At 66.0% G+C, this 18,940-nt stretch carries 16 protein-coding genes; 7 read left to right on the top strand and 9 right to left on the bottom strand.

Annotation, left to right across the window (positions count from 1 at the left end; genetic code table 11):
• The first annotated feature begins 97 nt into the window (after positions 1 to 97).
• Positions 98 to 994 carry a siderophore-interacting protein gene (locus MRBLST15_RS09885; RefSeq protein ID WP_367785803.1) on the top strand — a complete coding sequence of 299 codons (897 nt, stop codon included), beginning with the start codon at positions 98 to 100 and terminating at the stop codon, positions 992 to 994.
• Between the two features lie 77 nt (positions 995 to 1,071).
• Positions 1,072 to 1,464, top strand: coding sequence for a hypothetical protein (locus MRBLST15_RS09880; protein WP_089236443.1), 393 nt, complete (start codon positions 1,072 to 1,074; stop codon positions 1,462 to 1,464).
• 128 nt (positions 1,465 to 1,592) lie between these two features.
• On the opposite strand, the gene MRBLST15_RS09875 is transcribed toward MRBLST15_RS09880, so the two are convergent.
• The 4 genes from MRBLST15_RS09875 to MRBLST15_RS09860 form a co-directional block, all read right to left on the bottom strand.
• Entirely contained in the window at positions 1,593 to 3,563 is a 1,971-nt protein-coding gene (locus tag MRBLST15_RS09875; RefSeq protein ID WP_312704418.1) for a M2 family metallopeptidase, read from the bottom strand.
• Positions 3,564 to 4,162: 599 nt separating this feature from the next.
• Positions 4,163 to 5,812 (bottom strand): phosphoethanolamine transferase, encoded by a 1,650-nt coding sequence (locus MRBLST15_RS09870; RefSeq protein ID WP_367785802.1) that lies wholly within the window; start codon positions 5,810 to 5,812, stop codon positions 4,163 to 4,165.
• Positions 5,809 to 6,561, bottom strand: coding sequence for a phosphatase PAP2 family protein (locus tag MRBLST15_RS09865; RefSeq protein WP_367785801.1), 753 nt, complete (start codon positions 6,559 to 6,561; stop codon positions 5,809 to 5,811). The genes MRBLST15_RS09870 and MRBLST15_RS09865 overlap by 4 nt, the downstream gene beginning before the upstream one ends.
• A 111-nt stretch (positions 6,562 to 6,672) precedes the next feature.
• On the bottom strand, positions 6,673 to 8,376 hold the full coding sequence (locus MRBLST15_RS09860; protein ID WP_367785800.1) for an ArnT family glycosyltransferase: 1,704 nt from the start codon (positions 8,374 to 8,376) through the stop codon (positions 6,673 to 6,675).
• Positions 8,377 to 8,508: 132 nt separating this feature from the next.
• Here MRBLST15_RS09860 and MRBLST15_RS09855 point away from each other — a divergent pair, with 132 nt between their 5' ends.
• Together MRBLST15_RS09855 and MRBLST15_RS09850 are read left to right on the top strand one after the other, a co-directional pair.
• The gene (locus tag MRBLST15_RS09855; RefSeq protein ID WP_100460025.1) at positions 8,509 to 9,219 is read left to right on the top strand and encodes a response regulator transcription factor; all 711 of its coding nucleotides are present in this window, start codon (positions 8,509 to 8,511) and stop codon (positions 9,217 to 9,219) included.
• On the top strand, positions 9,209 to 10,489 hold the full coding sequence (locus MRBLST15_RS09850; RefSeq protein ID WP_367785799.1) for a sensor histidine kinase: 1,281 nt from the start codon (positions 9,209 to 9,211) through the stop codon (positions 10,487 to 10,489). The genes MRBLST15_RS09855 and MRBLST15_RS09850 overlap by 11 nt, the downstream gene beginning before the upstream one ends.
• Positions 10,490 to 10,576: 87 nt before the next feature.
• Here the strand turns inward: MRBLST15_RS09850 and MRBLST15_RS09845 are convergent, their stop codons facing one another.
• Positions 10,577 to 10,966, bottom strand: a complete 390-nt coding sequence (locus tag MRBLST15_RS09845; RefSeq protein WP_367785798.1) for a VOC family protein — start codon at positions 10,964 to 10,966, stop codon at positions 10,577 to 10,579.
• A gap of 156 nt (positions 10,967 to 11,122) precedes the next feature.
• Between MRBLST15_RS09845 and MRBLST15_RS09840 the strand changes: the two genes are divergently transcribed.
• Positions 11,123 to 12,379, top strand: coding sequence for a DUF819 domain-containing protein (locus MRBLST15_RS09840; protein ID WP_180166229.1), 1,257 nt, complete (start codon positions 11,123 to 11,125; stop codon positions 12,377 to 12,379).
• Positions 12,380 to 12,551: 172 nt separating this feature from the next.
• Positions 12,552 to 13,694: a DUF3103 family protein gene (locus MRBLST15_RS09835; RefSeq protein WP_265954895.1), complete on the top strand. Its 1,143-nt coding sequence runs from the start codon at positions 12,552 to 12,554 to the stop codon at positions 13,692 to 13,694.
• 356 nt (positions 13,695 to 14,050) lie between these two features.
• Here MRBLST15_RS09835 and MRBLST15_RS09830 read toward each other — a convergent pair whose 3' ends face one another.
• Positions 14,051 to 14,275: a YbdD/YjiX family protein gene (locus MRBLST15_RS09830; protein WP_089236433.1), complete on the bottom strand. Its 225-nt coding sequence runs from the start codon at positions 14,273 to 14,275 to the stop codon at positions 14,051 to 14,053.
• Positions 14,275 to 16,356: a carbon starvation CstA family protein gene (locus MRBLST15_RS09825; protein WP_025877093.1), complete on the bottom strand. Its 2,082-nt coding sequence runs from the start codon at positions 16,354 to 16,356 to the stop codon at positions 14,275 to 14,277. Before MRBLST15_RS09825 ends, MRBLST15_RS09830 begins: the two co-directional genes overlap by 1 nt.
• A 269-nt stretch (positions 16,357 to 16,625) precedes the next feature.
• On the opposite strand from MRBLST15_RS09825, the gene MRBLST15_RS09820 reads away from it, so the two are divergent.
• The gene (locus tag MRBLST15_RS09820) at positions 16,626 to 17,477 is read left to right on the top strand and encodes a pirin family protein (protein ID WP_367785797.1); all 852 of its coding nucleotides are present in this window, start codon (positions 16,626 to 16,628) and stop codon (positions 17,475 to 17,477) included.
• A gap of 84 nt (positions 17,478 to 17,561) precedes the next feature.
• Here the strand turns inward: MRBLST15_RS09820 and MRBLST15_RS09815 are convergent, their stop codons facing one another.
• Positions 17,562 to 18,020 carry a hypothetical protein gene (locus MRBLST15_RS09815; protein WP_265954901.1) on the bottom strand — a complete coding sequence of 153 codons (459 nt, stop codon included), beginning with the start codon at positions 18,018 to 18,020 and terminating at the stop codon, positions 17,562 to 17,564.
• Between the two features lie 196 nt (positions 18,021 to 18,216).
• The gene (aqpZ, locus tag MRBLST15_RS09810) at positions 18,217 to 18,936 is read right to left on the bottom strand and encodes an aquaporin Z (protein WP_180166232.1); all 720 of its coding nucleotides are present in this window, start codon (positions 18,934 to 18,936) and stop codon (positions 18,217 to 18,219) included.
• Positions 18,937 to 18,940 lie beyond the last annotated feature (4 nt).

The raw sequence follows: 18,940 nt of genomic DNA, 5'->3' as shown, positions 1-18,940 counted from the left end.
CGGCGCCTGGAGCAGGGATTAGGCTGGGGTTTCCAGCGAGCCGGTTCGTGGATGCACGACAGCCAGCCATTCCGATGTCGCCGTATGAGGTACCCGCATGGCTGCGCAGCAGACCTACCGCCTGTTCGAGGTGGCGCTGAAGGAGCGCCGCGTTCTTTCTCCTTCCCTGGACCGCATGGTGTTCACCGGCGCCGACGTAGCGCGCATGAAGACCGAAGGCCCGGACCAACGCATCAAGGTGTTCTTCCCCTTGCCCGGCCAGGATGCGCCGGACGTGCCCAGCGGCGAAGACTGGTACGCCCGTTACCGGGCACTGCCCGATGACGCGCGGCCGCCGATGCGCACTTTTACCATCCGCCAACTGCGCGCTGAGGAGTGCGAGGTCGACGTCGACTTCGTGCTGCATGGCGAGACCGGACCGGCCTCGCGCTGGGCCACGCACGCACGGCCGGGCGACCGCGTGGTGCTGCTGGCCCCCGACGCCGACTGCGCGGACAGCAGCGAGGGCTGGGAATGGAAGCCGCCAGCCGGCGTTGGCCAGGTGTTGCTGGTGGCCGATGAGACGGCATTGCCGGCAGTGGCCGGCATCCTCGAGGAACTGGCCGGGCTGGCCGATCCGCCGCGCACGCTGGCCCTGCTGGAGATCGCCCAGGCGGGCGATGCGGTGCCATTGAAGGCACCGGCCACGGCCGAACTGGTGTGGTTGCCGCGCGGGCAGGAGGCCCATGGGCAGCGGTTGCTGCAGGCCGTGCAGGCGCGGCTGGCGGCGGCCTCCGCCGTGGCCGAGGGTGCAGAACTGGACGAGATCGACGTCGACGCGCAGATCCTGTGGGAGCAGGCTGACGCCAGCGCGGACGGCGCGATGTATGCCTGGGTGGCGGGCGAGGCCGGCGCGGTGATGGCGATCCGCCGGTATCTGGTGAAGGACTGCGGCTTGGATCGCCGCGCGATCACTTTCATGGGCTATTGGCGGCAGGGGCGGGTGCTGGACTGAGTCGATACCGTGCCGGTGTGAACCAGCATGCAGGGGGCGTGGGTTATCCTTGCGCCCCCGCAATGCAAGCCCCACCGATGTCGACCTCTTCCAAATCCCGCCGCGACCAGCGCCGTCGCCAGGAACAGCAGGCTGCCAACAAGGCCGCCGCCACCGCCTCGCCCGTCGAGCCGCATGCCGAACTGCGCGACACCCAGCGCACGCTGCTGGCCGGCGTCGTCCGTCGCGATGGCGAATGGGTGCTGGGCATGGATGGCCGCATTGCCGGCCAGAGCGAAAGTGCGGCGCAGGTGCTGGCGCTGATCATGCAGGCCGGTGAACTGCACGAACGGCAGGGCACGCCGGTGCGCTTGATCTATTCGGATGCGCTGCGCGATGCGGCGCAGGCCGAAGCCAACGAGAAGGGTCAGACCTTCGAGGAATTCAAGGCCGCGCTGGCCGCGCAGCTGGCGGCGAAGAAGAGCAACTGATCGCGCCGAATCTGTAGAGCCGAGCCATGCTCGGCTGCTTTTCCACCGTGCTGCGCACGGTAAGCCGAGCATGGCTCGGCTCTACAACACCTGGAAAGGGGCGGATCCTCGCGGACCCGCCCCTTCTTTCATTTCGCCGCTGCTGCCGGTGCCGCGCTGGCCTGCCAACCGCACATCTGGCCTTCGTTCTGCTGCTTCAACCAGGCATTGACCGGGCTGAAGTACTCGATCATCGGGCCGGCATCGAGCTTGTCCGAGCCGGTCAGTTCCTTCAGCGTGGCCTGCCACGGCTGGCTGGCGCCCTTGCTCAGCATCGCCCAGTACTTCTGGCCGGCTTCCTTGTTGCCGTAGAAGGTGCACTCGTGCAGCGGGCCCTTGAAGCCGGCGGCATCGCACAGGCCCTTGTAGAACTGGAACTGCAGGATGCGCGCCAGGAAGTAGCGGGTGTACGGGGTGTTGCCCGGCACATGGTACTTGGCACCCGCGTCGAAGAATTCCTCGCCACGGGTGGTGGCCGGTGCCACGCCCTGGTACTTGGCCTTCAGGTCCCACCAGGCCTTGTTGTAGTTGTCTGCGGTGATCGAACCATCGAACACGCCCCAGCGCCAGCGGTCGATCATCAGCCCGAACGGCAGGAACGACACGCCCGACAGCGCCATGCGCATCTGGTTGTTGATGACTGCCTCGCGGCTCTCGGTCGGCGCGTCGACCAGCCCGATCGAACTGAGGTACTTCGGCGTCATCGCCAGCACGATGGTGTCGCCGATCGCTTCATGGAAGCCATCGTTGGCACCGCCCTGGAACAGCGGCGGCAGCGGGTTGTAGGCCAGGTCGTAATAGATGTGGCCCAGCTCGTGGTAGATGGTGGTGAAGTTCTCTTCGTTGGGCTTGATGCACATCTTGGTGCGCACGTCGCCTTCCATGTTCATGTCCCAGGCGCTGGCGTGGCAGACCACGTCGCGGTCGTCGGGCTTGATGAACTGGGTCTTGTCCCAGTACGACTGCGGCAGCGACGGCATGCCCAGCGACACGTAGAAGTCCTGCGCACGCTCGGTCATCTGCTTGGCGGTGCGCAGTTCGGCTTCGCGCTGCGCCTTGTACTGCGCGGCCACGTTCGCATCCTTGCCGGCCTTGGCCAGCGCCGCGCTCAGGTTGGTCTGGTACTGCTTTTCCAGCGCCGCGGTGATGTCCAGGCTGCCGGCGCCCGGGTACGGTTCCAGCTGGTCCCACAGGTTGGACCAGTCCTGCTGCCACATGTTGCCCATCAGGTGCGCGGCGATCAGGCCATTGCCCACCTCGGCCTTGTCCTTGCCATAGGTCTTGTCCAGCTTGCCGCGCGCATAGCAGTGCAGCTGCTCGTACATCGGCTTGACCTGTTCCCACAGGCGATCGGTTTCCGGGCCGATCTGCTCCGGCGGCATGTCATAGCCACTGCGCCACATCTGCCCGGCATCGGTGAAGCCCATGCCCTTGGCACCTTCGTTCACCAGGCCGACGAACTTCTGGTAGTCACCACGCATGCTCTTGGTGGTGCTGTGCCAGCCCTGCCAGGCATCGAGCTGCTGGTCGTAATCGCGACTGCGCGCCAGCACCTGCTCCAGCTCGCCCAGCTGGCGGCAGGAGTTCGGATCGTTGGCGTCGGTGCAGTACTTGCCTGCGCCGTAGCTGCCTTCCATGCGGGTGGCGATCTGGGTCAGCTCGGCCAGTTTGGCCGGGTCGCGCGGCGCCGGCATCGACGACATCAGCTTCAGCAGGTGGATCGCGCGCTTGCTGTCCTCACTCATCGGCTTGCCGTCGAATGTGCCGGCCTGCTCGATCCAGCTGTTGAGCTGGGTCAGCGAACGCTCGTTGGCCTTGGCCGCGATGCGCTCTGAATCACTGTTGATGTAGGTGGAGGACAGCCACTGGGCCGAGGTCATCTCCGGGTAGGCCGCCTTGAACTCGGCATTGATGCGGGCCACGAACTGGTCGGCGGTTTCGCCGGCCGGCGCGCTGTTGCTGGCGGTATCGGTGCCTGGCGCAGCTTCCTTCTTGCAGGCGGCCAGGGCCAGCGTAGCGGCGGCGATTGCCGCGGCCAGCAGGAGATGACGGTGTTTCACGGGCGGTCCTTGGGTGGTGAACGACCGCCGAAGGCTAGTGGGCAGGGCTTGCCACCGCAAGTGGCGGAAGTCGGCCGGGCGGCGCCCGGCACCCGCAGAGGCCTTCAAGCAACGTCAAAAGCCGGAGCAACAGCAAGAGCCGGCCATCTTTGGTTTGGCGGGGCGGTGTGGGCTTGCAGGACACGCCGTAAACCCATCCATGGGGGCTCGATGGCGCCATCCATGGCGCCAACGGTCCTACAAGCCCACACCGCCCCGCCTCTGACAGATCTTCGCGGCTGTTGGTGGGTGTCGACCTTGGTCGACACATCTGTCAGCTATCGAAATTCAAAATGGGGTCAGATCCGTTTTCCGAAGGAAAACGGATCTGACCCCGAGAAAGGGCCTGACAGATCGCGGCCAACTGTCGAAGGCGGGGTGGGTCCGGTGGCGGGAGTGTCCGCGGCATGGATGCCGCGGCCAAGCCCCCATGGACGGGTTTACGGCGTCTCCCGCCACCGGACCCACCCCGCCATCCCACAGGAAACCAGCCTTTGCTGTTGCTTCGGCCGTTGCCGTTGCTTCTGCAGGTGCAGGGCTGCAAGCCCTGCCGAACAACCCTAACTCTCGCAGTTGGCGAACAGATCGCGATCACGCTCGTACAGCGCGGTCTTCACCTGCATCAGCCCCAGCACCGACGGGAACAGGTTGTCGTGGTCGGTGTAGCTGGCCGAGCGCTTGCGCACGCACTGCAGGTCCAGCCCTCGGCTGCTGGCGAAGCCTGGCGAGAACCACATCGTCATCGGTACCCGGGTCTGTTCGGCCGGTGCGATCGCGTATGGCACGCCGTGCAGGTACAGGCCCTTTTCGCCCAGCGATTCACCGTGGTCGGACAGGTAGATCATCGCGGTGTCGTAGTCCTGCAGGCCCTGCAGCGTACCGATGGTCTTGCTCAGGAAATGATCGGTGTACAGCACGGCGTTGTCGTAGCTGTTGGTGATCTCTTCGCGCGTGCAGCGGCCGATATCGCGGGTATCGCAGGTCGGGGTGAAGCGGCGGAAGGCGGGCGGGTAGCGCTCGAAATAGGCCGGGCCGTGATTGCCCAGCTGATGCATCACTACCACCCGGTCACCCGGGCGCGCACGCACCTGGGTCGCCAGGTCCTGCAGCAGGATCTCGTCCATGCAACGGCCATCGGCACACAGCCCCGGCGTGGTCGCGTCCGACAACGACTGGAAATCCAGGCCCTCGCATACGCCCTTGCAGCCGGACTGGTTGTCGCGCCACAGCGGTGCGATGCCCGCGCGGTTCAGTACATGCAGCAGCGATTGGTGCGCACGGATCTTCTTCTCGTCGTACTCGTGGCGTCCCCATGGCGAGAACAGGCACGGCAGCGACACCTCGGTGCTGGTGCCGCAGGAGTGCATGTCCGGGAAATTGACCACTGCTGCCTGGGCCAACTCCGGCGTGGTGTTGCGGCCACCATTCAAGCCCCAGTTCTGCGCGCGCACCGTTTCGCCCATTACGATCACCAGCAGGCGTGGCTTGCTGGTCGGTGCGCGCGGGGTCACCTTTGCATCGGTACCGATCGGCAGCTTCGGTGCGCGTTGCACCGGGTTGTCGCCACGCAGCGCACGCGGCAGCCCCAGCAGCACATTGGCGGGCGTTGCCAGGTAGCGCACTTCGCGCTGGTTGCGCATCAGGGCCGATACATCCTGGAATGAAACGAGCGCGCCACCGAGCGCGGTGGCCGCAGCGACCAGCAGGAGGCCGATGCGCCAGAGCAGGCTGCGGCCCCAACTGCGGCGGCGCAGTTCAACGCGCCACAACACCACCATCGGCAGTGCAGCCAGCAGCAGTACCGGCCACAGCAGCGACACCGTCATCAGTTCGCGGCTTTCCTTTGGGTCGGTGGCCAGCACGTTGCGCAGCATGTCCGCATCCAGATAGATGTGGTAACGGCTCATGTAGTGCGCGGCAAACGCGGTGACCAGCAGCAGCACGCTGATCACCACCTTGGCATTCCAGCGCCACACCAGGATGCCCAGCAGCACGCCGTGGGCACCCAGCAGCAGCAACAGCAGCGAAAGCGCATAGCGCAGGCTGCCCGGATGGCTGGCCATGGCGCTGTGCCAGAACAGGCCATTGCCGGCCACAGCGAAGAACAGGCTGGTGAGAATGATCAGCGCTTCGGTGGACAGCTGTGGGCGCCATGCGCGGATGCTGGCCAATGTCGGCAACCGGAAGGAACGTTGGACCGATGCGTTCATGCAATCGCCTCCTGGCGGGTCGAGCGGTCCAACTGGCGGCGGACCATCAGGTACAGGCCCAGCGACAGCAACCAACATATCAAGGCGGTGGCAACGTCATGCGAAAGGAAATGGGCGCCACGAAGCTGCTGGCCGATGCCGAACACCAGGCCGCTGCCGAGGCCGATCCAAAGGCCGGCCCGGCGCCACGACGGTCGCCACAGCAGCGCGAAGAAATACAGGCACAGCCACGCGTATCCCGCGCTTGCGTGGCCGGCAGGGAAACAGGCGCGGGCGGCCATGCCGGTCGGGCGGCTGCTGAAGAGCCCAATGAACGGTTCGTGCCCGCCATAGCGCAGCAGGTCCCAGGGGCATTCCATCGGCACCAGCGACTTCAGCAGGGAAATCACCCCGGTACCCAGAGCCATGGCAATCACGACATACAGCAGCGCCCAGCGCAGCGTGCGATCGCGACCACGACGCCAGTGGTGGAAGCACAGCAGCATCACCACCAGGGCCGCGGCGGTGCTCAACCATTTGCCGGCCTTGTGCACCACCGAGCGTGTCAGCCACGCATCCTGCAGCGCCCAGTGGCCGCCTTCCAACCGGAACAGATGGTCGGCCAGCCATTGGTCACCACCGAAGCCCATCAGCAGGGTGAACACCGCAATGCCGATGGCAGAGGGCAGCCAAAGATGGGTAACGGCAAAACGCGACGCCAACAGCGATGGCGCGAAGGAGACTGCCGGGGCAAGAGGACGAGCGGGCATGCAGGGAAGGGGCCGTTACGGGAATCCGCGGCCATGCTCGTCACTGGCATGTCGGAGAAGGGTCGTACCTGCGTTTGCGCCGGGTTAATCCGCACCCGGCGCGATCGTCGTTCAGTCTTCGTCGTCGTTGGCGCCGGCGCGTTCGGCGTGGCACGCCGGGTCCCACGCCGTGCCCGGAAGCAACTGCCAACGATTGCGATTTGCCACACCGATCTCGATGACCTGGGCCGGATCGACACACGGGCTCATCGCCTTGTCCAGCACCAGCAACCAGCGCTTGTCCGGCGCCTCGGCCAGCCATGGACCCGCGTCGTGCCACTGCTCTGCCCACGGTCGCTTGAAGCCGAACTCGCGCACCGGCCGGTCGGCCTGCAGCAGGTTCTGTTCGCGCCAGGCCACCAGTGCCAGTTCCGCATCGGGGCCGATCCGCGTAGCCACCCGGCGCATCACCGCCGACGCCGAGGCGTAGGGGTCCAGCGCCGGTATCAGCACCAGTCCGTACAGCATCCACAGCAGGCCGTGGGTGAGCAGTACGAGCGTGCCCGCGCGCCGTACCCGCAGCCACACCGCCAGCGTCGCAACGGCGATGGCGAAGGTCAGCAGTCCATCGCCAAATACCGGCAGCAAGGTGTCGGGCATCGCCCGCCGTGCCAGCTGCGCCTGCGCCCAAGGGCTGTCGGTCAGCATCATCACGCCGAGCGCGCCGGTGGCCAGCATCAGCAGCAGGCTGTAGCCGAACAGGTAGCGACGCACGCACAGGCGACGCAGCAGGCCGGGCAGCAGCGGCGCTACGGCCAGTGCCATCGCGGGCAACATCGGCAGCACGTACACCTCACGCTTGCCGGGGCTGGCAGTGAAGAACAGCAGGACCAGCGCGGCCCAGCCCAGCAGCAGCCACTGGCGCTGGTCGCCGCGACGCAGGCGGCGCCACCACGGTTTGATCATCAGCGGCAGCAACAGGGCGCCGGGCAGCCACAGGGTGGCGATCACCTGCAGGTAGTACCAGGCCGGCTGGCGATGGTGCCAGGCGTTGGCATAGCGGGTGCCGGTCTGCTTGAACAACAGCTCGTGTGCGTACGACTGCAGCGATGCACTGGGTTCATGCAGCAGCGCCCAGCCCAGCGGCGCCAGCCATACCGCCGTGCCCAGCAGGAACGCCGGAACCAGCCACAGCAGGCTGGCGGGGCGGGGACCGTCCACCACCTGGCCGCGACGGCGTTGGTAAAGCCACCAGCCGAACCAGGGCAGCACCATCAGCAGTGGCAGGAAGCCCACCCCCTTGGTCACCGTGCCGACGCCAGCGGCGAAGCCGGCCAGCCACAGCGCCGGCAGGTTGCGGCGCTCGCAGAGATGGCGCAGCAGGCCCCACAGGGCCAGCGTGGTCATGCCCACCAGCACCATGTCGATCTGCGCGCGCTTGGCCATCAAGCCGAACTGCAGGGTGCAGAACAGTGCGCCAACTGCGTACAGCGAATGGCGTGGCGACCACAGCCGGCGCGCCAGGTCCGAAACCAGCCACAGGCTGAGCAGCGCGGCCAGCAACGACGGCAGCAGGAACGACCACTGCCAGCTCCCGACCACCTGATGGGCAGCGGCCTGCAGCCACATGAACACCGGCGGCTTTTCGGCGTACAGCTCACTGCCGCGATGCGGGAGCAGCCACTCGCCGCTCTCCACCATGGCCCGCGCGGCCAGTACGAACCGTGGCTCGTCCGGTGGCTGCGGCTGGCGCATGCCGAGACCGGCTGCGAGCGCCACCACGATCAACAGCCACAACAGGGGCAGGTGCCAACGGCGGGGCAGGGCAACGGGCACGGGGGGCTCCGAGGGCAAAACGGCGATTGTGATGAGGGGCACGTGGGAAAGCCGTCAGAGCCGCCGCCACGGCGACCGCATTCCGACATCCGCAGCGCTACCATGGTGGCACTTCCCGTGGATGTTTCGTGCATGCGCCTGTTGGTGATCGAGGACAACCGCCAGCTGGTGGCCAACCTGTTCGACTATTTCGAGTCGCGCGGGCATGTGCTCGACGTTGCCCCGGACGGCATCACCGGCCTGCACCTGGCGGGCAGCCACCCGTATGACGCGGTGATCCTGGACTGGATGCTGCCACGCATGGAGGGTCCGGAGGTGCTGCGCCGGCTGCGCTCCGAACATGCGTCGGAAGTGCCGGTGATCATGCTGACCGCGCGCGACGAACTGCCGGACAAGATCGCGGGCTTCCGTGCCGGCGCGGATGACTACCTGACCAAGCCATTCGCCTTGCCGGAACTGGAAGTGCGGCTGGAGGCGCTGCTGCTGCGCGCGCAGGGGCGCAATCCGCGCAAGCGCCTGCAGGTGGGCGACCTGGTGCTTGACCTGGCCACCCTGGAGGCGCAGCGTGCCGGCCAGGTGCTGCACCTGTACCCGGCCTGCCGCAAGCTGCTGGAAGTGCTGATGCGGGCCAGCCCGGGTGCGGTGACCCGGCAGCAGCTGGAATTCGCCCTGTGGGGGGATGAGCCGCCGGATGGCGACCTGCTGCGCTCGCATGTGTACGAGCTGCGGCGCAGCGTGGACGGCCCGTTTGCCGACAAGCTGATCCACACCCTGCCGCGGGTGGGCTACCGGCTGGCGTCCGCCGCAGGCGCCGATGCACGGAACGATGACGATGGCGCGTAAGCCCGGGCCGCTGTACCGAAGGGTGGTGTGGTGGCTGCTGGGCTACCTGGCGCTGATCTCGCTGGCGGTGTTCAGCGTAGGCAACTACGTGCACGAACACGCCGAGCACGCAGCGTGGCGCGCGCTGCTCAATTCCGAACTGGACAGCATTGTCGATCACACCGAGCACGAGCCGCACTATCGCTGGCAGGATTCGGACACGCTCAGCCTGTTCCGCTTCAACGAAGCCAACATGCCCGCCAGCCTGCGCACCCTGCATCCGGGGTTGCATGACGGGGTGATGATCGGCGAGCGCGAGACGGCAGTGATGGTGCGCGATACCGGTTCGATGGGACGGGTTGCGCTGGCCCTGGACATCTCCGATTTCCACGACCTGGAACAGTTCGCCACACGCTGGGTGATGCTTGCCGGCATCATCATGATCTTCGTCACCGTGTTGATGGCCTCGTTCGGCATGGAGCGCATGGTGCGCCCGCTGAGCCTGCTGGCCCAGCACATCGGTGCACTGCGGCCTGGCGTGCAGGGCCAGCGCATCGACGTCGATCCGCGCGGTAGTTCCGAGCTGCATACCATTGCCGATGCCCTGAACGATTACCTTGATCGCAACGAGCAGTTCGTCGAGCGTGAGCGGGTGTTCATCAGCACCACGAGCCATGAACTGCGCACGCCGATCGCGGTGATGACCGGTGCCGCCGAGCTGGCCCTGGAGCAGCCGGGCCTGCCTGAGCGCGCACGCCAGCAGATGCAGCGTGTGCTGCGGACGGCGCAGGGTGTCGAACAGCTGATCGAGTTGCTGTTGGTGTTGGCGCGTGATCCCGCACGCCTGGCCACCCGTGCCGAGCGCATCGCCCTGGACCAGCTGCTGCCGGAGATCGTCGACGACCATCGCCATCTGCTGGGCGACAAGGACCTGAGCATCGGCATCCAGGCTGCGCCGGTCGACATCGTCGCGCCGCTGGCGGTGGTGCAGGCGGCGATCGGCAACCTGCTGCGCAATGCCATCGAGAACAGCGGCCGCGGTCATATCGAGCTGCGCCTGACCTCGGCAGCGGTGTTGACCCTGCAGGACCCCGGCCATGGCATGAGTCCGGAAGAGATCGCTGCGATCCACGCGCGGATGGCACGTGGTGAGCGCGGCGATCGCGGTGGCATCGGCCTGGAACTGATCGCGCGGCTGTGCGAGCACCTGGGCTGGACCCTGCAGCTGCAGCCCTGCCAGCCGCGCGGCACCCTGGCTTCGCTCGACTTTGGCGCAGCGCGCCCAGGCTGACCTGTCCGTCGACCGAGGTCGACGCCTACCGGGCAATGGCCGCGTGCGTTCTGGTGGGTGCCAACCTTGGCTGGCACTCTGGCCGCGTCACCGACCCGTCGGCCGCGCAACATGCTGGTCGATCAGGATCACATTGCCATCCGGATCAGCCAACTGCAGGTAGCCCGTGCCCTGGCCATCAGGATCGGTGCGGAGCGCCAGTTCAATGCCCTTGGCATCCAGTTCGGCCTGTATCTGGCGGACGTCCTGGAAGGACGCCAGTTCCTGCTTGTGCTGGTCCCAGCCGGGATTGAAGGTCAGCAGGTTGCCCTCGAACATGCCCTGGAACAGGCCGACCACGATGCCGTTGTTGCGCAGTACCAGCCAGTTCTGCGCCGCATCACCACCGGTTACCGAGAACCCGAGCGCCTCATAGAACGCGCGCGAGGTGGCCAGGTCCTTCACCGCCAGGCTGACTGAAAAAGCGCCGAGTTGCATGGGGCAGGCTCCAGACGGGAATGCTGCGATTCTCGACAGGCCCGCGCGCTGCCGCAAGCAGCGCAGCATGACCCTGCGTGAAGACTATGTTAATTTCGACCCGCGCCGCTTATGCGGCGCTTTTCTTTTCCGCTCTTTCGATCGACAGAGGATCCCATGCCGACCGAACCCGCTACCGCTACCGCCCTGATCAGCAACGACATCGTTGGCCTTGGTCTGATCGCCGCCACTCTCGCCCTGATCTTCTGGGCTGCCAGCGGCCCAACGCCCTTGCTGAAGAAGATCTTCGCCTGGGTACCCGCCCTGCTGCTGTGCTATTTCATCCCCGCCATCTACAACACTGCCGGTGTCATCGATGGCCACAACACCTCGCTGTACAACCCGGTCGCACGCGATGTGCTGCTGCCGGCAGCACTGGTCCTGCTGACCTTGTCGATCGACCTGAAAGGCATCGCCAAGCTCGGGCCGAAGCTGCTGCTGGTGTTCTGCGCCGGCACCGCCGGCATCATGCTCGGCGCCATTGTCTCTTTCCAGGTGATGAAGCTGATCCACCCGGAAACCGTGGCCGGTGACACATGGGCCGGAATGGCCGCCTTGGCCGGCAGCTGGATCGGCGGTGGCGCCAACATGGTCGCCATGCGCGAAGTGTTCGGCACCGATGCCACCACCTTCGGCCAGTTCGCCGTGGTCGACGTGGCCTGCGCCAGCCTGTGGATGGCGATCCTGCTGTTCATGGCCAACCGCGCGCAGCAGATCGATGCCCGCAACGGTGCCGACACCCGCGCCATCGATGAAATGAAGGCGCGCATCAGCGCCTACGAGGCGCAGAACGCGCGTATCCCCAGCATGACCGACCTGATGGTGATCGTCGGTGTGGCACTGGGCGGCGTCGGCCTGGCCCATGCCATCGCCGCACCGTTGTCCGGCTGGTTCAAGGCCAATGTCAGCTGGGCCAGTCAGTTCAGCCTCGACAGCCAGTTTGTCTGGGTGATCCTGTTGTCCACCGCGATGGGCCTGACCCTCAGCTTCACCCGTGCACGACGGCTGGAAGCAGCCGGTGCTTCGCGCCTGGGCACCGTGTTCCTGTACTTCCTGATCGCCTGCATCGGCATGCAGATGAACCTGCTCTCGCTGCTGGATCGTCCGTGGTTGTTCCTGCTCGGTGCGATCTGGATGGCCACCCACGTGCTGGTGCTGTGGATCGTTGCCAAGCTGGTGCGCGCGCCACTGTTCTTCTTTGCGATTGGTTCGCAGGGCAACATCGGTGCGGCAGCGTCGGCACCGGTGGTGGCGGCAGCGTTCCATCCGACGCTGGCGCCGGTGGGCGTGCTGCTCGGCACGGTCGGTTATGCCACCGGTACCGGACTGGCATACGTGACCGGGCTGATCCTGAAGTGGATGGCCAACGGCTGAGCCCTCTCGCGGCCGCCACGGAAATCAGAAACGGGTAGAGCCGAGCCCACGCTCGGCTGCTTTGCGCAGGATACTGCCGGAACTGTGCGGCACATACCGGAACGTATGGCGCGTGCGACGTAGCGTGGGAAGCTCCTGCCGGCGTTGCCGGCGACGTTCGATGGGGCCGTCGATGACGAAGCAATGGAGGTTTCGGGTTTCCGCACTGGTGCTGTTGCTGGCCAGTACGGGGGCATTCGCGCAGGGACCGGTGAGGGCCGGCGGCGCCGATGTACAGGTGCTGACGGATGCCGGTGCGCGCGAGGTGGCGGCACTGATCGGCCAGCCAGGGTTCGCCGATGCAGTGCGCAGCTCGCTGCATGCGGTGCCGGAGCAGGGCGTGTCGGTGCAATCGTTGATGGGCCGTTTCGATCCGCAGGCGCATACGCTGGCCAGTGCAGCGCTGGCAGCCGGCGATCGCCAGCTGCGCCAGCGCAAGGGGCTCCCGGCACAGGGGCAGGGGCTGCTGCAGCTGCGTGCGTACGTGCCCGAGGGGCACTCGCTGGCGGCCATCAATCCGCATCCGCTGTGGGTGGCCAGTCTGCCGCGTGGCAATGATCGCGACTGGACCACGATCACCGCCTACGATGCGCACGGCCGCGCGCATGTACTGGATGCGAAACAGGCCCCGGATTTTCCGGTGCTGATCGTCGACGTCGACACGCGGCGTGCCGTGCAGGAGGGCATGGCCCTGGTCAATGCGGGGCTGCAGGCCCGCGGCCTGCAATCGCCCGAACGCATCCGGCTGTCGGCTGACGGCACGCAGGCTTCGCTGGATATCACCCGCCTGGACCGCATCCGCCTGGCCGACGACCAGGAGCCCTGGGCGCTGGGGGCGGCCGAGGTGTTCGCTGTTGTTTCCGGCCTGCAGGTGGGCGCCACCGCACCGGAGATGGTCACCGTCGACATGCCGTACCTGGACTACGACGGTACCGACTACACCCCGCAGCAACCACTGATCATCTGGGGCAACTATCGCTTCAACGCTGCCAACGTGCAGCTGTTCGAGGACGACGGCGATACCAATTACCAGGAGCTGCTGGTGGCGCTGAGCAACGGCGTCAAAGCGGCGCTGGGCGCCTTCGCCCCTGAGTATGCTGTCATTGCCGACATCGCAGGCGCGATCCTGAAGGCCATGCCGACGTCATGGTTTGCCAATGACATCGACTATCTCGACAGCTACTACCTGTTGCAGCGCGGCCAGGCCTACCAGGACCGCATGGGCGCGGCCAACAACGCCAAGATCACCCTGACCCCGATCACGCTCACGGAGTAGTCCCGCCGGGCGGCGCCGGAAACCGTCATCGGCGGATCAATGCCATCCGCATCCATGAACAAAAAGGGGTCGGATCCGTTTTCCAAAGGAAAACGGATCCGACCCCAGATGTTTCGCGCCGTCACCGGAAATCTGTCAAAGGCGGGGCGGTGTGGGCTTGCAGGACCGTTGGCGCCATGGATGGCGCCATCGAGCCCCCATGGACGGGTTTACGGCGTGTCCTGCAAGCCCACACCGCCCCGCCAACCAAACAGAAACCCAGAGCCGACGCTTCGGCCGTTGCAGTTGCAGTTGCAGTTGCAGTTGCAGTTGCTTCTGCGGGCGCCGGGCTGCAAGCCCGGCACCCACTTCATACTTCAACAGCAGCGACCACCGTTGCGCCCGCCGTACCGCGCTTCCTGCCGCTCGCGGAAGAACGTCTTGTAGTCCATCGGCTCGCGGTCCGGATGCTTCTCCCGCACATGCCGCACATAGTTGTCGTAGTCGGGAATGCCGCAGCACAGCCGTGCCGTCTGCACCAGGCGTCGCCATAGGCGGCGATGCGCCTGGTACTGCCCCACCGGAACCAGTTGCGTACTCATTACAGGTCCACCATTTCATGCGGCTTGAGAGCCACGTACGGGGTCTCGCGGTCGCTGCGCTGCGGATTGCGGCGCGCCGCCACGATCGTCTTGATCGAATACACCAGCACCGACGCCACCACCAGCAGGAACAGCGCGGTCAAGCCGGTGTTGACGTAAGCATTGACCACGATCTGCTGCATCTGTGCGACCGACTTCGCCGGTGCGGTGATGGTGCCGCTGGCCAGGGCGTCCTGGAACTTGTGTGCCTGCGCCAGGAAGCCCTGCGCCGGATTGCTGTCGAAGATCTTGATGAAGCCGGCATAGGTCGTGCAGATCAGCAGCCACACCGCAGGCACCGCAGTGACCCACGCGTAACGGTCGCGCTTCATCTTGAACAGCACCACCGTGCCCAGCATCAGCGCGATGCCCGCCAGCATCTGGTTGGAGATGCCGAACAGCGGCCACAACGTCTGGATGCCGCCGAACGGATCGACCACGCCGGTGTACAGCAGGTAACCCCACAGTGCCACGCAGCCCGCCGTACCGATGATGTTGGCGGTCCACGACTCGGTCTTCTTCAGCGCAGGAACGAAGTTGCCGAGCAGGTCCTGCAGCATGAAGCGACCGGCACGGGTGCCCGCGTCCACAGCGGTGAGGATGAACAACGCTTCGAACAGAATGGCGAAGTGGTACCAGAACGCCATCATCGCGTCGCTGCTGCTGGGGATCGCCTCATGCAGGATCTGCGCGATGCCCACCGCCAGCGTCGGTGCGCCACCGGCACGGTGCAGGATGGTCGGTTCACCGATCGCTGCGGCCGTGGCCGTCAGCTGTTCGGGAGTGATGGTGAAGCCCCAGGTGTTGGTGATGTAGTGCGCGGCCGACGCTGCATCGGCACCGATCACCGCTGCCGGGCTGTTCATCGCGAAGTAGATGCCCGGATCGATGATCGAGGCGGCCACCAGCGCCATCACGGCCACGAACGATTCCATCAACATGCCGCCGTAGCCGATGTAGCGCATGTGCGCCTCATTGGCCAGCAGCTTCGGCGTGGTACCCGAAGAAATCAGCGCATGGAAGCCCGACACCGCACCGCAGGCGATGGTGATGAACAGGAACGGGAACATGCCGCCCTTCCACACCGGGCCGTCGCCGCTTGCCGCGAACTGGGTCAGTGCCGGCATCTTCAGTTCCGGCATCACCACCAGGATGCCGATGGCCAGCGCGATGATCGTGCCGATCTTCAGGAAGGTCGACAGGTAGTCGCGCGGTGCCAGCAGCAGCCACACCGGCAGCACCGAGGCGACGAAGCCGTAACCGATCAGCATCCAGGTGATCTGGGTGCCGGTGAAGGTGAAGGCCGGGCCCCAGGTCGGGTCTGCCGCCACCTTGCCGCCGAACCAGATCGCGGCCAGCAGCAGCACCAGGCCCACCACCGAAATCTCGCCGATCTTGCCCGGCCGGATGTAGCGCATGTACACGCCCATCAGGATCGCAATGGGCATCGTGGCAATCACCGTGAACATGCCCCACGGGCTTTCCGCCAGCGCCTTGACCACCACCATCGCCAGCACGGCGAGGATGATGATCATGATCAGGAAGGCACCGAACAACGCGATGGTGCCAGGCACCTGGCCCATCTCCTCGCGCACCAGGTCGCCCAGTGAGCGGCCGTTGCGGCGGCTGGACAAGAACAGGACCATGAAGTCCTGCACCGCGCCGGCCAGCACCACACCGACCACCAGCCACAGCAGGCCGGGCAGGTAGCCCATCTGTGCGGCCAGCACCGGGCCGACCAGCGGGCCGGCACCGGCAATGGCGGCAAAGTGGTGGCCGAACAGCACGTGCTTGTTGGTCGGCACGTAATCCAGGCCATCGTTGTTGATCACCGCCGGGGTGGCCCGGGTCGGATCGAGCTGCATCACCTTGTCAGCGATGAACAGGCTGTAGAAGCGATAGGCGACCAGGTACAGCGATACCGCCGCCACCACGATCCACAACGCGTTGATGTGCTCACCGCGCCGCAGCGCCACCGTACCCAGGCAGAACGCGCCGAGCAGAGCGAGGGCCGCCCAGCCTATTTTGGAAAAACCTTTCATGAGGTGCTCTCTCCCGGAAAGACAGGCAAAGAGTCCCGCGTGCCCCTGGCAGGGTCAATGTGCACGGGACCATTCTGCGGTAGTACTTTGGTCGTACATGGATGTGGCAGGTGGCGATGTTTCCTCGCTGCCCACAACGCAGGCGGTGCCGGCGTGCGGACATGACGCGCGGCGAACACCAGGGATGGAACAATCGGTTGCGACGGCATCCATTGGCGTTGCGCCCTGCAGCGTCCATTTTTACCGGCATCCATCCAACAGGAGTCACCATGAGCCTTCCCGAGCCGGTCCGCGTCCTGCGCACCATCCGTGGCATGCCCACCTCCGACGGTGCCGGTGTTCGCCTGACCCGGGTCATCGGCGGCCCATCGCTGCCCGACCTCGATCCGTTCCTGCTGCTCGATGAATTCGGCACCGATCGGGCCGAGGACTACATCGCCGGTTTCCCCGAACATCCGCATCGTGGTTTCGAGACCGTTACCTACATGCTCGATGGCCGCATGCGGCATCGCGACAACCATGGCAACGAAGGCCTGCTGACCCCGGGCAGCGTGCAGTGGATGACCGCCGGCCGTGGCCTGGTGCATTCGGAGATGCCCGAGCAGGAAAGCGGGCAGATGCGCGGCTTCCAGTTGTGGGTGAACCTGCCGGCGCGCGACAAGATGACCGCGCCGAAGTATCAGGAATTCGCTCCCGAAAAGATTCCGGTGGTGCGGCCGGCCGAAGGCGTGCAGGTCAAGGTGATCGCCGGCACGGTCGAGGGCACGGCGGGCCCGATCGCGCAGCCCGCCACCGATCCGCTGTACCTGGATATCGAACTGGCCGCCGACCGCGCCTGGACCTATGTGCTGCCGGAAGGCCACAACGCGTTCGTCTATGTGTTCGAAGGCGGGCTGACGGTGGGGGAGCAGGATGCTGCGCGCGACGTGGCACGGCAGGAACTGGCGGTACTGGGCGGCGGCGAGCAGCTGCATCTGTCGGCAGGTGCTGAAGGTGCGCGGTTGATCCTGGTGGCGGGTCGACCGCTGCGCGAGCCGGTGATGCGCCACGGCCCGTTCGTGATGAACACCCGCGAAGAACTGATGCAGGCTTTCGTTGATTTCCAGGAAGGCAGGTTCTGAGCGGTAGCGCCGGGCCATGCCCGGCGGATGCCCGGCGTGCCGGATCGTGCGGGGACGCTGCAATGCAGTCATCCCCGCAGCCCTTCAGCGGCCGTCGGCCACGGCGGAGGGCGTCAGGTTCATGCCCTGCGCAAGCTGCTGCAGCGTGCCCAGTTCCTGCGAGCTGTCAGGATACAGCGCGATCTGCGCGTAGCGGCCCTTGTCCAGCTTGACCACGCTGATGCGGCGCTCGGCATAGCCCGGCGGCTGCTGGCCGCCAAGATCCGGCTGATACCAGTACATCGATTCACCGGCAAAGCTGCCCTTTTCCTGGCGCAGCGAGCGGGTCAGCGGAATGCCCGGGTCGCGCTGGCTGAGCATCAGGCTCAGCACTTCACGACCGTCATTGGTGGCCGCGCGGCAGACCAGGAAACCGGACTGTACCTGCTGCTGCCATTGCAGGCCGCTGCTGGCGGGCAACGAAGGACATTCGACCGGGGCCTGCGCGCAGGCAGACGCCGCAACGAACAGCAGGCTCGACAAAACAACAGGCGCGAACTTCATGCATCCCCCAAGGTGGCGTGTCGTTGGCACCGCCGGTGTCACCGGCGGCCGAGGCATCCCATCCCCGGATGCCGTCCAGCCCGGCACAAGCACGGGCGGATGACCAGACCTTAACGGAACGTGAGCGATCGCACAAATCGCGGTTACATCCGTAACCATTGCGGCCGAAGGTCGGCCGCAATGGCGCAGTCACGGCTCAGCGGTCGTTGCCGATCCACTTGTAGATGATGCCGCCGATCGCACCGCCCAGCAGCGGGGCGACCCAGAACAGCCACAGCTGACCGGTTGCGCCGCTGCCGGCGAAGAAGGCCACCGCCGTGGAGCGGGCCGGGTTCACCGACGTATTGGTCACCGGAATGCTGATCAGGTGGATCAGGGTCAGGGCAAGGCCGATGGCCAGCGGCGCGAAGCCCGCGGGCGCCTTGCCATGGGTCGCGCCCATGATCACGATCAGGAACACCGCTGTGAGCACCACTTCGCACAGGAACGCGGCCGCCACACTGTAGCCACCGGGCGACAGCGCACCATAGCCGTTGCTGGCGAATGCACCCGCCTGGCTGCCATCAATGGCGAAGCCGCTGGCACCGGAGGCGATCTGCAGCAGGATGAAGCCCGCCAGCAGGCCGCCGGCCACCTGGGCAATGATGTAGGGCAGCAGATCCCTGGTCGGGAAGCGGCCGCCGGCCCACAGGCCCACGCTGACCGCCGGATTGAAGTGCGCACCGGAGATGTGGCCGAACGCGTAGGCGCCGGTCACCACGGTCAGGCCGAAGGCCAGCGCCACGCCGAGGAAACCGATACCCAGCGGATTGCCGTCGCCACCGAACTTGGCGGCGAGCACGGCACTGCCACAGCCACCCAGAACCAGCCAGAACGTGCCGAGGAACTCGGCGGACAAGCGTTTACCCATGCTCATGTGT

Origin of the sequence: Stenotrophomonas sp. LST15-1-1.1, assembly GCF_040815575.1 — a bacterium.
Taxonomy (GTDB): Bacteria; Pseudomonadota; Gammaproteobacteria; order Xanthomonadales; family Xanthomonadaceae; genus Stenotrophomonas; species Stenotrophomonas lactitubi_B.
This window is presented reverse-complemented; position numbering and strand designations above follow the sequence as displayed.

What these genes read in the sequence shown, in the direction of transcription:
- MRBLST15_RS09885 (WP_367785803.1), top strand. Translation starts at nt 98, where the DNA reads ATGGCTGCGCAGCAGACCTACCGCCTGTTCGAGGTGGCGCTGAAGGAG.
- MRBLST15_RS09880 (WP_089236443.1), top strand. Translation starts at nt 1,072, where the DNA reads ATGTCGACCTCTTCCAAATCCCGCCGCGACCAGCGCCGTCGCCAGGAA.
- MRBLST15_RS09870 (WP_367785802.1), bottom strand. Translation starts at nt 5,812, where the DNA reads ATGAACGCATCGGTCCAACGTTCCTTCCGGTTGCCGACATTGGCCAGC.
- MRBLST15_RS09865 (WP_367785801.1), bottom strand. Translation starts at nt 6,561, where the DNA reads ATGCCCGCTCGTCCTCTTGCCCCGGCAGTCTCCTTCGCGCCATCGCTG.
- MRBLST15_RS09855 (WP_100460025.1), top strand. Translation starts at nt 8,509, where the DNA reads ATGCGCCTGTTGGTGATCGAGGACAACCGCCAGCTGGTGGCCAACCTG.
- MRBLST15_RS09850 (WP_367785799.1), top strand. Translation starts at nt 9,209, where the DNA reads ATGGCGCGTAAGCCCGGGCCGCTGTACCGAAGGGTGGTGTGGTGGCTG.
- MRBLST15_RS09845 (WP_367785798.1), bottom strand. Translation starts at nt 10,966, where the DNA reads ATGCAACTCGGCGCTTTTTCAGTCAGCCTGGCGGTGAAGGACCTGGCC.
- MRBLST15_RS09840 (WP_180166229.1), top strand. Translation starts at nt 11,123, where the DNA reads ATGCCGACCGAACCCGCTACCGCTACCGCCCTGATCAGCAACGACATC.
- MRBLST15_RS09835 (WP_265954895.1), top strand. Translation starts at nt 12,552, where the DNA reads ATGACGAAGCAATGGAGGTTTCGGGTTTCCGCACTGGTGCTGTTGCTG.
- MRBLST15_RS09830 (WP_089236433.1), bottom strand. Translation starts at nt 14,275, where the DNA reads ATGAGTACGCAACTGGTTCCGGTGGGGCAGTACCAGGCGCATCGCCGC.
- MRBLST15_RS09825 (WP_025877093.1), bottom strand. Translation starts at nt 16,356, where the DNA reads ATGAAAGGTTTTTCCAAAATAGGCTGGGCGGCCCTCGCTCTGCTCGGC.
- MRBLST15_RS09820 (WP_367785797.1), top strand. Translation starts at nt 16,626, where the DNA reads ATGAGCCTTCCCGAGCCGGTCCGCGTCCTGCGCACCATCCGTGGCATG.
- MRBLST15_RS09815 (WP_265954901.1), bottom strand. Translation starts at nt 18,020, where the DNA reads ATGAAGTTCGCGCCTGTTGTTTTGTCGAGCCTGCTGTTCGTTGCGGCG.
- aqpZ (WP_180166232.1), bottom strand. Translation starts at nt 18,936, where the DNA reads ATGAGCATGGGTAAACGCTTGTCCGCCGAGTTCCTCGGCACGTTCTGG.